Source organism: Jingyaoa shaoxingensis (assembly GCF_014385005.1).
GTDB classification, from domain to species: Bacteria; Bacillota; Clostridia; order Lachnospirales; family Lachnospiraceae; genus Marvinbryantia; species Marvinbryantia shaoxingensis.
This window is the reverse complement of the sequence record NZ_JACRSZ010000031.1, coordinates 1-11,800: the sequence shown is the minus strand read 5'-3', so window position 1 is coordinate 11,800 and position 11,800 is coordinate 1. Positions and strand designations below refer to the sequence as shown.

Genomic DNA, 11,800 nt, shown 5'->3' with positions numbered 1-11,800 from the left:
GATGAGATATCTCATGCGAAAGCAATAAGACCCCTTGAAGACGACGAGGTAGATAGGGCAGAGGTGGAAGTGCAGTAATGTATGGAGCTGACTGTCACTAATAGGTCGAAGGCTTGACCAAAAAGCTTAAGAGCGGCTGGACGGAGACGGCTGTGAAGGAGGAATGCTTGCATTCCGGGGCACAGACGGATTCAGGACAGACATTTGCGGAGCAAAAGGCATGAGGAAGAAGCGAAGCGGATTCCGAATGACCGCGAATAAGCGTCAGCAGGTTTGGGAAACACGGATGGAAAGTATTTACCGTATGCGGTTTTGAAGGTACAATCTTCATATTCCTCGATAGCTCAATGGTAGAGCACTCGGCTGTTAACCGAGGGGTTGTTGGTTCGAGCCCAACTCGGGGAGTTTTTTCATAATAAGATATGAAATGTGATTATGGCTCCATGGTCAAGCGGTTAAGACACCGCCCTTTCACGGCGGTAACAGGGGTTCAAATCCCCTTGGAGTCATTATCGGGGTGTGGCTCAGCTTGGCTAGAGCGCCTGGTTTGGGACCAGGAGGTCGCAGGTTCGAATCCTGTCACCCCGATCCAATAAATATGCGGGTGTAGTTCAATGGTAGAACACCAGCCTTCCAAGCTGGACACGTGGGTTCGATTCCCATCACCCGCTTTGCTACAAATAATATAATGGGCTATCGCCAAATGGTAAGGCAACGGACTCTGACTCCGTCATTTCAAGGTTCGAATCCTTGTAGCCCAGCTTGAAAGCAGTGGAAAATCCGCTGCTTTTATTTTTATGTTTTATTTTAGAAATAAGTTAAATCTAAAGCTACAATGTTCTATAATTGGCAAGGTACCTCGATTGGAAATAAAAGGGTAAGCGTCCAATAAGAGGGTGTATCGAAATTTCTGGCTGTTGCATGTAAACTATTGATTAGAGTTTTGGGAGTTGACTCTAAAAACTCTAAATCTAATCTAAGGAGCAGGCTTATGGATCTTTCTTCTTTGACTCCAGACAAACAGGTGAAACTTCCTTGGTGTGAAGTTTATTGTAAAACCAGTCATGACCACGAAAGAAAGCATGCAGGCGGTATCAGCGAAAAAGAGGGCTATTCAGTCCATCATTTGCGGTATACTGATCGGATTTATCTGTGGATTTGTTGGAGCAGGCGGTGGAATGATGATGCTTCTGATACTGACCAGTGTATTGGGATATGAGCTGAAGACTGCAGTGGGAACCAGTGTGTTTATTATGACATTCACAGCCCTTACCGGAGCAGTATCTCATTTTGCTATTGGTGGTTCACCAGACTGGATGGTCTGGATATTGTGTGTAGTATTTACCTTTATCTGGGCGCGGATTGCAGCAGTCTTTGCCAATAAGGCAGAGCCGAAGACGTTGAATCGTGCTACTGGTGTGGTACTGGTCATTCTTGGTGCGGTAATTTTCGTTTTCTCCAGGCTTTCATAAAATACTTTTCATGCCGTTAGAATCGTGATAAAATGAGTACGGTTCAGATTCAAAATGTCAGAAAATGGATCTGAACCGTACTTTTTGCATTGTGGAAAGGAAATAACATACATGAATGTATTTGATATTATAGGCCCGGTGATGATCGGTCCGTCTTCCAGCCATACTGCAGGAGCAGTGCGTCTGGGTCGTGTGGCATGGCAGATTCTGGAGGATCGACCTGTAAAGGCAGTGATCGAGCTGTCGGGATCTTTCGCCCAGACCTACAAGGGACATGGAACGGATAAGGCACTGATTGCAGGCATCATGGGAATGGATTCTTATGATGAACGGATTCGCTGTTCACTGGAACTGGCCCGGGAACAGGGACTGGAGTATGAGTTTCATGAGGTAAATATACCGGATACCCACCCGAATACCGCACATATTTTTCTTTATGGAGAAAGTGGCAAGACGGCAGATATTCAGGGGGCTTCTGTGGGAGGCGGCAACATTCTGGTGGAGAAGATCAATGGAATGGATGTGGCCTACACAGGACAGAGTACCACCATTCTGGTTCGCCATTACGACCGACCGGGAGCGATCGCAGCGGTAACGAATTTTATGGCATATTCAGATGTGAATATTGGGAACTTCCGTCTGTCCAGACAGAAAAAGGGTGGAGAAGCCATTATGACTATTGAGATTGACGGAGCAGCACCGGAAGGACTGACTGAACAGCTAAAGGTACTGCCACATGTGATCAGTGCGATTATTTTGAAAGTGATATAGGAGCAGTTATGGAATATTTGACAATACAGGAATTGGTAGAGACAGCAGAGAAGAAGAAAATGAGCATCGGTGCTGTGGTACTGGAAGATCAGGCCGTGCAGATGGAGCAGAGCAAAGAAAAACTGCTCTCCCAGATGGAGGAGAATCTTCGTGTCATGGAAAAAGCAGTGGAGAGTGGAATGGATCCAGAACTTCGGTCTACTTCCGGACTGACCGGGGGTGATGCCTGGAAGATGATGCAGTATGCCCAAATGGGCGGCATCACAGGCAGTTTTATGACAAAAGCGATGGCCAGAGCACTGGCAGTATCTGAATATAATGCAGCCATGGGAAAGATCGTGGCTGCGCCAACTGCAGGCTCCTGCGGTATCATGCCGGGGTGTCTGGTGACTATGATGGAAGAGCATCAGATCCCGAGAGAAAAAATCATAGAAGGTATGTTTACGGCAGCAGGATTTGGTATTGTGATAGCCAAAAGAGCCAGCATTGCCGGAGCACAGGGCGGCTGTCAGGCAGAGTGCGGTTCCGCAGCAGCGATGACCGCAGCAGCATTGACAGAAATCATGGGTGGAACGCCAAAGCAGGCAGCAGATGCCTGTGCCATGGCAATCAAAAATCAGCTTGGGCTGGTGTGTGATCCGGTGGCCGGACTGGTGGAGATCCCGTGTATCAAACGAAATGTGGGTGGTATTATGATCGCATTTTCCGCAGCAGATATGGCACTGGCCGGAATGGAATCCAAGATTCCGGTGGATGAAGTCATTGATGCCATGAAGGAAGTGGGAGACAGTATGCCATGTGCCATGAAGGAGACGGCACAGGGAGGACTGGCGAATACACCGACGGCAAAGCAGATGAAAGAACAGGTCTTCGGAAAAAAAGAAGTATAAATATGATAGTAAGAAAGAATCGCAAGATTCAATATATAAAAAAGTGCTCTGCTGAGTATGTGTAATAACAATCTCACAGAGCACTTTTTTATTATAGACTTTCTTTTTTGCTATACAGATCAATCAGGCGGAGCAGAATGTCCACATTCTTTTCCAGAGCCTGAATAGCTACCAGTTCAAAACGGCCATGTGCATTTTCATAACCGGCACTGATGTTCGGACAAGGAAGTCCTTTCTGGGACAGGCATGCACCATCTGTACCGCCACGCATCGGGATTGCATGCATCTCTACGCCACAATCAGCCATAGCCTGTTTCGCATAATCAATCATATATGGTACTTTCATGATGGCATCATACATGCTGGAGTATTTTCCTGTATAAGAAGATTCTACCGTACCTTCACCATATTTTTCATTTAAGGCGGCAACACATTTTTCCACATATTCATGTCTTTCCTGGAAACGCTTCTTATCATGATCACGAATCAGGCAGCGAAGAAATGCTTTTTCCACAGTTCCTTCGAACTTAATCGGATGGAAATAACCCTCCCGATTTTCTGTATGCTGAGGACGTTCCAGTGCAGGGAGCATATTCATGAATTCACCACCGATTTCGATGGCATTTTTCATAATATTTTTCGCTGTTCCAGGATGTACATTTAAGCCGTGAATGTTCAGATGCACTTCTTCTCCGTTGAAGTTCTCATAAATAAAATCGCCGAGGCCATCACCATCCAGAGTATAGGCAATGTCTGCACCGAAGCGTTCAATGTCGAACTTGTGAGCACCCAGAAGACCGACCTCTTCATCGCAGGTGAATCCAATCTGGATTGGGCCGTGAGGAAGCTCCGGATGCCGGCAGAAATATTCAGCCATGGTCATAATAGAAGTAATAGCGGCCTTGTCATCGCCACCCAGCAGAGTTGTACCGTCTGTCAGGATCAGATCCTGTCCAACATACATGGCCAGACGAGGATATTTTGCTGCTTCCATAACAATATTCTGTTCTTTATTTAATACGATGTCTCCGCCTGGATAGTTTTCCAGAACCCATGGCTTTACATCGGTACCACTGGCATCCGGAGCGGTATCCATATGACCAAGGAATCCGATAGAAATGCCACCGCCATTTGGCAGGGTAGATGGAATAGTGCCGTATACATTACAGAAATCATCGTGAGTGACATTTTGAAGTCCGATGTTCTTCATTTCTTCTTCCAGCATATGAGCCAGATCCCACTGTTTTTCTGTACTTGGAACGGTAGCTGCGCCATTCTGAGACTGGGTATCTACTTTGGCGTAACGGATAAAACGTTCTTTTACCTGATCGTAAAACTGTGACATGATTGTCTCTCCTTTAGTAAATATAATTAGTATTGATATGCCACTTTTTATGACAAACAGATTGACAGAAAAGTGGCATATAATATAATTATACACCCCTGTGCTAAAAGCGCAAGAAGAAGTTATGGGGCTGCTGGTCATGGAGTGAACAATAACGTTGTATTTGACAGAAAAACAGATGTATGACATTGACAGATAATACTTTAGTGTGTTAAAATCTATACAGTCCGCTTCATTTACAAGCAAGCATTATAAAGGAGGAGAAAAATGAGCAGAAAAGGACTTATGAGATTTTTAATCGCTGCAGCAGTATCTGCAACTGCGCTGTTCGGAAGTATGAGTGTTTCCGCAGCAGAGACTACCCAGGATACGCTGACTGTAGCAATGGGATCCGATGCAACCAGTATCGACCCGGTAGCTGTATGTAATGTATATTCATCCAACATTATGGCGCAGATCTATGACACACTGATTGATGTGGCAGAAGATGGTACCGTAACACCGAGACTTGCAGAGAGCTATGAAGTGTCAGATGATGGACTTACCTATACTTTTAAGATTCGTCAGGGCGTAAAGTTCCACAATGGAGATGAATTAAAGGCAAGTGATGTAGCATACTCACTGAAACGTGCACAGGCCAGTGCAGCAGTAGCTCACATCTTTGGAGACATCGATCCGGACAGCTTTGAAGTACCGGATGATTACACAGTATCTTTTAAACTTCAGCAGCAGAATACAGGTTTCATCGCAGGTCTTGCCAATACAGGTGCCAGCATTGTTCCAGAAGCTGTTGTAGAAGCAGAAGGCGATAACTTCGGAAGTAACCCAATCGGTACCGGCCCATTCAAGTTCGTAAGCTGGACAAAGAATGACACTATCGAATTGGAACGTAATGATGATTATTTCGGAGAAGAACCGGCATTGTCCAAGATCACATTCCGTATCATCACTGAAGCAACCAACCGTGCTATCGAACTGGAGAGCGGCGGTGTAGATATGGCATTTGATATTTCTACCAACGATATCAGCCGTGTAGAAGACAACAGCAATCTTCAGTTGATCCGTAAGGTAGATAACCAGACTACTTTCCTTGCATTCAACTGCGAGAAAGAACCATGGAGCAACCCGGATGTACGTCAGGCTATCTCTTATGCACTGGATACCACAGCAATCTGCAACGCAGTATGGCGTGGAGTTGGTGCACCAGCAGCAGGTCCGATCGCACCGAACGTAAAATATCACGATAACGATCTGACACCACATGAATACAATGTAGAAAAAGCAAAAGAACTGCTGGCAGCAGCAGGCATTCAGGAAGGTCAGAAGCTGGTGATCTCCACAAACGAACGTCAGGAAAGAATTGATATGGCTACGATCATTCAGAGCCAGTTAAAAGAAGTTGGAATTGATGTAGAAATTGAAGTTCTGGAATGGGGCGCACTTCTGGACAAGGCAGACAGACGTGAACAGGATGCGATTATGGTAGGATGGACCTGCCAGACTGCTGATCCGGATATGGCAGTTTACGCTGTATTCCATTCTCAGACAAACGGACAGGTTGGTAATAACTACGCAAACTTCAGCAGTGAAAAAGTAGATGAACTGCTGGAAAAAGGAAGATCCATGCCAGACTCTGAGGACAGAGAAGCAGTTTACAAAGAACTGCAGGAAGAGATTGCAGCAGAAGCACCATGGGTATTCCTGAACAATGGAGAAGTAGTTGTTGGTGCAAAGGCCAACATGAAGGGATTTGAACCTACAGCATATGGTTATCATCCATTATACAACATTTACTTTGAGTAAATGTTGCAGGAAAAGCGGATTTACAACGGGGGAAGCTGCCGCTTCCCCTTTTCCAATGAGAAAAACAGAAAGGAAAGACGTCTATGCTAAAATATGTAGGTAAGCGTTTATTAATGATGATCCCGGTATTACTGGGTGTTACCTTTATCATATTTTCTATGCTGTACATCACTCCTGGCGATCCGGCCAGACTGGTACTGGGCGATTCGGCTTCTCCGGAAGCAGTAGAGCAGTACCGGGAAGAACAGGGACTTAATGATCCATTCCTGGTACAGTATGGAAGATATATGAAGAACCTGATTCTCCATGGAGATCTGGGAACTTCTTATTCCACAAAGAAGCCGGTAATTGATCTGATCAAAGACTGTTTCCCGGCTACGGTAAAACTGGCATTTTGTTCTATGTTATTTGCATTGGTTCTGGGTATTCCAATTGGAATTATTTCTGCGATCAAGCAGTATTCGATTTTTGATATGTGTTCTATGGCGTTTGCATTGCTGGGGATTTCCATGCCGGTGTTCTGGCTGGGACTGCTGCTGACACTGTTGTTTTCTGTAAAATTGGGCTGGCTTCCGTCTTCTGGATTTAACACTCCATTACATCTGATTCTGCCAGCAGTATCACTGGGGGCTCAGTCTGTAGCAGTTATTACCCGTATGACCAGATCCAGTATGCTGGAAGTTATCAATATGGATTATATCAAGACAGCAAGAGCAAAAGGTCTCCATGAGAAAACTGTTATCATCAGACACGCACTGGGAAATGCTCTGATTCCGATTATTACATCTGCAGGTCTGCAGTTTGGTACTCTGCTGGGTGGAGCAGTTCTGACAGAGTCTATTTTTTCTATTCCTGGAATTGGACGACTGATGGTGGACTCCATCAAGATGCGTGACTTCCCTACGGTACAGGGCGGTGTGCTGATCATTGCACTGGCGTTCAGTATTGTAAACCTCCTGGTTGACCTGTTATATGCATTTGTAGATCCGCGTATCAAAGCGCAGTATAAGTAGGAGGAGAGTACATATGGAAAAGAAAAAGAAATTTGCCCAGCTGGGCGATATATGGAAACGCCTTCGAAAAAACAAACTGGCGGTACTGGGACTGATTATTATCGTTATTATTTTCTTAGTAGCGATTTTTGCAAACTTTATTGCACCTTATAGTTTTGACCAACAGGATCTGTTGAGCTGCTTCCAGGGACCAAGTGCACAGCACTGGTTTGGAACAGATGAGTTTGGACGTGATATTTTCAGCCGTGTAGTATATGGAACGAGAATATCTCTGTTGATTGGTTTCGTAGCGGTAGCAATTGCCATGGTGATTGGTGTACTTCTTGGAGCATTTTCCGGTTACTATGGAGCAACCGTTGACAACATTATCATGCGACTAATGGATATTCTGTTATCTATTCCACAGATCATTTTAGCGATTGCCATTGTGGCAGTACTTGGAAATGGTCTGTTTAACCTGATGCTCGCAGTCGGTATTTCTTCGATTCCGCATTATGCCAGAATCGTGCGTGCATCAGTGCTTTCTGTAAAAGATCAGGAATTTATCGAGGCAGCTAAGGCAGCAGGATCATCGGATCTGCGTATTATTTTCAAACACATTATTCCGAACTGTCTGGCTCCGATTATCGTACAGGCCACATTGGGTGTAGCTATGGCGATCCTGACAGCGGCCGGACTTAGCTTTGTTGGACTGGGTATTTCCCCGCCAACTCCGGAATGGGGTTCTATGCTTTCTTCTGCAAGAAGTTATATTAGAGACTATGCTTATATGACCATGTTCCCAGGTCTTGCGATTATGATCACCATCTTTGCTCTGAATGTACTGGGTGACGGACTTCGTGACGCACTGGATCCAAAGCAGAAGAAATAGGAGGAGAGGAATATGGATAACGAGAAAAAGAATTTACTTGAGATCCGTGATCTGACGGTAGAATATCATACAAATGGCGGTGTGGTACATGCAGTCAACGGATTAAATCTGGAAGTTGCACCTAAGGAGACCCTTGGATTTGTAGGAGAAACTGGTGCAGGAAAGACAACAACCGCTCTGAGTATTTTGAATCTGCTGCCACATCCACAGGGAAAGGTAATCAGCGGATCCATCAAATATAATGGCGAAGAAATTTTAAACAAATCCAATAAAGACATGACTCGTATTCGTGGAGAAAAGATCTCTATGATCTTCCAGGATCCTATGACATCATTGAATCCGGTTATGACCGTCGGTGATCAGATTGCAGAAGGAATCCGTCTGCATGATCACCTGAGTAAAGCAGATGCTCATAAAAAAGCCCTGGAGATGCTGAAGACCGTTGGCATTCGTCCGGAACGAGCTTCAGATTATCCACATCAGTTCTCAGGTGGTATGAAGCAGCGTGTGGTTATTGCAATTGCGCTGGCCTGTAATCCGGAACTGCTGATTGCCGATGAACCGACCACTGCACTGGATGTAACGATTCAGGCACAGATGCTGGAACTGATGAAAGGACTGAAGGATCAGTATGATACTTCTATGATTATGATTACTCATGACCTGGGTATCGTGGCTGAGATCTGTGATAAAGTAGCAATTATGTATGCAGGAAATGTGGTAGAATATGGCGATAAAGTGGATATTTTTACACCAGAGAAGCCACACCATCCATATACTGTTGGATTGTTTGATTCCATTCCAGATATCTATCATGAACAGGAAGAACTGAAGATCATAAAAGGCCTCACACCGGATCCAACAGATCTGCCGTCTGGATGTACTTTCCATCCAAGATGTCCATATGCCTGTGAGGAATGCAGCAAGCAGATGCCAAAGCATCTGGAAGTAGAACCTGGACATACCATCAGTTGTCACAGATTTGATGATACTAAGGAGGTGAAGTAAATGGCAGAGACGATTCTTGAAGTAAAGAATCTGAAAAAATATTTCAAAACCAAAAAAGGAATGCTGCATGCATTAGATGATGTCAGTTTTTCTATCAATCAGGGAGAAACCCTTGGTCTTGTAGGAGAATCAGGCTGTGGTAAATCTACCACCGGTCGTGCCATTTTGAGACTTCATGAACCCACCAGCGGTGAAGTATTATTTCGTGGGACGGATGTGGTAAAACTGAATGCAGCACAGATGAAGGAAATGAGAAAGAAGATGCAGATCGTATTTCAGGATCCGTATTCTTCTCTGAATCCGCGTCTGAATATAGAAGAATTAATTTCAGAGCCATTACTGGTAAATAAGGTATATGATAATAAGAAAGATTTATATAACCGTGTGCATGAGGTTATGGATATTGTAGGTCTGGAACGCAGACTTTCTACTTCTTATCCACATGAGCTGGACGGTGGAAGAAGACAGCGTATCGGTATTGCCCGTGCTCTGTCTATCAATCCGGAATTCATCGTTATGGATGAGCCGGTATCCGCACTGGATGTGAGTGTACAGGCACAGATACTGAACCTGATGAATCAGTTGAAGAAGGATCTGGGACTGACCTATCTGTTTATTTCTCATAACCTGAGCGTAGTAAAGCATGTTAGTGACCGTATTGCAGTTATGTACCTTGGTAAGATCGTGGAAATGGCTGATTACAAAGATATCTTTGAAAATCCGCTGCATCCATATACTCAGGCGCTGCTGTCTGCGATTCCGATTCCAAGACTGGATGTGGAAAAACGCCAGCGTATCATTCTGGAAGGAGACGTACCGAGTCCGGTGAATCCACCGGAAGGCTGCCGTTTCTGCGGACGCTGCCGTTTCCGAAAAGAAGGGTGCAGTAAGAATGAACCGAAGCTGGTAGATGTGGGGAATGGACACATGGTAGCGTGTCATCTGGTAGCAGACAAATAAAATATCGTGAAATCCAAAGCCGGAATACTTTTGTAAGATGCAGAGGTATTCCGGCTTTTTATCTTGTTTACAAATGCAGGTAGAATGTTATAGTATGGAAACAGAATATGATGATATGGAAGGACAATAAAAATGGACAGCAGATCAGATAGTGGATTTCTGAATGTACTGATTCAGATGGGAGAAGCGCTGCAGAACAGCGGGGCGGAGATTTACCGGGTGGAGGATACCCTGAATCGTATCGGTTATGCCTATGGTGCAGAAGAGATGAATGTGTTCGTGATTACCTCCAGCATTATCATTACCATGAAGATGCCTGGAAAAGAGCCATTGACCCAGACCAGACGGCTGAAGAAGTCAGGGGGTAATGATTTTGTGAAACTGGAGGAATTGAACGAACTGAGCAGACAGATCTGTAGTGGCCGGATAGCGGTGGATGAGTTTGAACAGCAGCTGGATCAGATATTATCCACTGGCTCCAGTGAGAAAATGCTGTTGCTGGGGAATGTACTGGCAGCGGCCAGCTTTGCTGTATTCTATGGTGGCAGTATCTGGGACTTTTTGTTTGCCGGATTGATGGGAGCGGTGATCTGGCTTCTGGAAACTTATATGGAACCAATCTGTCTGAATTCTGTGGCTTATCAGATAGCCGCATCGTTCTTAAGCGGTGTGGGGATCTGTGTGGTCAGCAGAATCTTTCCAATATTGCATATGGACAAGATCATGATTGGTGATATCATGTTGCTGATACCAGGACTGATGTTCACCAATGCCATACGGGATGTTCTGCTGGGGGATACCATATCAGCCAGTATGAGGCTGATTGAGGCGTTATTGCTGGCAGCGGCGCTGGCGCTGGGATTTTTTGCGGCTATCTGGCTGGTAAGGGGGATCTGGTAAATGAATGTAATTACACAACTGCTCACAGGTGCGGCAGGCTCTGTGGGATTTGGGCTCATCTTTCATATTAATAAAAGATATCTTCCGGCGGCAGCAGTAGGAGGTGCACTTGGCTGGCTGGCTTACTTGTTATTGTCCCATCATGGGAACCATATCTTTGTATCTATGTTGGTGGCCAGCTTCTGCGTGGCCATCTATGCAGAGATCCTGGCCCGGCTATACGGAGCACCATCCACACCGTTTTTTGTGACCTCCGCCATTCCGCTGATACCGGGAAGCACTCTGTATTACTGTATGAGTGCACTGGCAGAGGGTAATACCGAACTGGCAGAAAAATACGGAAGCCAGACCTTCCTGTGCGCACTGGGGATCGCCGGGGGAATGGCCATCGCCTGGTGCATCTGCGACCTGACCAGGAAAATGAAACATTAGGCTATTGCGATAAAAGCAACATAAAAGAATTTTGTAAAAAAATGAAAAAAGCTGTTGACAAATGCTGGGATGGATGATAATATAATGAAGCTGTCTGAGAGAGACAGTAAGAAACATAAAGCTTCAATCGAAAGATTGAAAAATAAATAAAAAAGTTGTTGACAAACTTAAAAAGCAGTGATATGATATGAAAGTTGCTGCTGATGAGAACAACAGCAAAGAACCTTGATAATTGAACAGTGAAACAACCTTGAAAGATTCTAAAAAAGTTTTAACATTCAAGGAACTGACCTTATAAAACAGTAAAAGGGATAGATTAGCTAGTATGTTGATTT

General features: G+C 44.8%; 10 protein-coding genes, 5 tRNA genes, 1 rRNA gene and 1 pseudogene. 16 read left to right on the top strand and 1 reads right to left on the bottom strand.

Features of this window, described 5'->3' with window-relative positions:
* The 9 genes and pseudogenes from H8716_RS16805 to sdaAA form a co-directional block, all read left to right on the top strand.
* Positions 1–121, top strand: a 23S ribosomal RNA gene (locus tag H8716_RS16805); the annotation flags it as partial.
* 212 nt (positions 122–333) lie between these two features.
* Positions 334–405: transfer RNA gene (locus H8716_RS16800), tRNA-Asn, on the top strand.
* A gap of 32 nt (positions 406–437) precedes the next feature.
* Positions 438–509, top strand: a tRNA-Glu gene (locus tag H8716_RS16795).
* 4 nt (positions 510–513) lie between these two features.
* Positions 514–588 (top strand) — tRNA-Pro (locus H8716_RS16790).
* 12 nt (positions 589–600) lie between these two features.
* Positions 601–671 (top strand) — tRNA-Gly (locus H8716_RS16785).
* A gap of 18 nt (positions 672–689) precedes the next feature.
* Positions 690–761: transfer RNA gene (locus H8716_RS16780), tRNA-Gln, on the top strand.
* Positions 762–1,034: 273 nt separating this feature from the next.
* Positions 1,035–1,472: pseudogene (locus H8716_RS16775) on the top strand (sulfite exporter TauE/SafE family protein); the annotation flags it as partial.
* A 111-nt stretch (positions 1,473–1,583) separates the two neighbouring features.
* Positions 1,584–2,243 (top strand): L-serine ammonia-lyase, iron-sulfur-dependent subunit beta, encoded by a 660-nt coding sequence (sdaAB, locus tag H8716_RS16770; protein WP_117449831.1) that lies wholly within the window; start codon positions 1,584–1,586, stop codon positions 2,241–2,243.
* Between the two features lie 8 nt (positions 2,244–2,251).
* The gene (sdaAA, locus tag H8716_RS16765) at positions 2,252–3,133 is read left to right on the top strand and encodes an L-serine ammonia-lyase, iron-sulfur-dependent, subunit alpha (protein WP_249310130.1); all 882 of its coding nucleotides are present in this window, start codon (positions 2,252–2,254) and stop codon (positions 3,131–3,133) included.
* A 91-nt stretch (positions 3,134–3,224) separates the two neighbouring features.
* Here sdaAA and pepT read toward each other — a convergent pair whose 3' ends face one another.
* A complete protein-coding gene (gene pepT, locus H8716_RS16760) occupies positions 3,225–4,478 on the bottom strand; it encodes a peptidase T (protein ID WP_249310128.1) in 1,254 nt (417 codons plus the stop codon).
* 267 nt (positions 4,479–4,745) lie between these two features.
* On the opposite strand from pepT, the gene H8716_RS16755 reads away from it, so the two are divergent.
* The 7 genes from H8716_RS16755 (at position 4,746) to H8716_RS16725 (ending at position 11,465) form a co-directional block, all read left to right on the top strand.
* Positions 4,746–6,281: an ABC transporter substrate-binding protein gene (locus tag H8716_RS16755; RefSeq protein ID WP_249310126.1), complete on the top strand. Its 1,536-nt coding sequence runs from the start codon at positions 4,746–4,748 to the stop codon at positions 6,279–6,281.
* Between the two features lie 83 nt (positions 6,282–6,364).
* A complete protein-coding gene (nikB, locus tag H8716_RS16750; protein ID WP_117449835.1) occupies positions 6,365–7,294 on the top strand; it encodes a nickel ABC transporter permease in 930 nt (309 codons plus the stop codon).
* Positions 7,295–7,307: 13 nt separating this feature from the next.
* Positions 7,308–8,165: an ABC transporter permease gene (locus tag H8716_RS16745; protein WP_249310123.1), complete on the top strand. Its 858-nt coding sequence runs from the start codon at positions 7,308–7,310 to the stop codon at positions 8,163–8,165.
* Positions 8,166–8,177: 12 nt separating this feature from the next.
* Positions 8,178–9,173: an ABC transporter ATP-binding protein gene (locus H8716_RS16740; protein WP_249310121.1), complete on the top strand. Its 996-nt coding sequence runs from the start codon at positions 8,178–8,180 to the stop codon at positions 9,171–9,173.
* Positions 9,174–10,133 carry an ABC transporter ATP-binding protein gene (locus tag H8716_RS16735; protein ID WP_249310119.1) on the top strand — a complete coding sequence of 320 codons (960 nt, stop codon included), beginning with the start codon at positions 9,174–9,176 and terminating at the stop codon, positions 10,131–10,133.
* A gap of 132 nt (positions 10,134–10,265) precedes the next feature.
* Positions 10,266–11,033, top strand: coding sequence for a threonine/serine exporter family protein (locus tag H8716_RS16730; RefSeq protein ID WP_249310117.1), 768 nt, complete (start codon positions 10,266–10,268; stop codon positions 11,031–11,033).
* Positions 11,034–11,465 (top strand): threonine/serine exporter family protein, encoded by a 432-nt coding sequence (locus tag H8716_RS16725; RefSeq protein ID WP_249310115.1) that lies wholly within the window; start codon positions 11,034–11,036, stop codon positions 11,463–11,465. It begins immediately after the preceding gene.
* Positions 11,466–11,800: the final 335 nt, after the last annotated feature.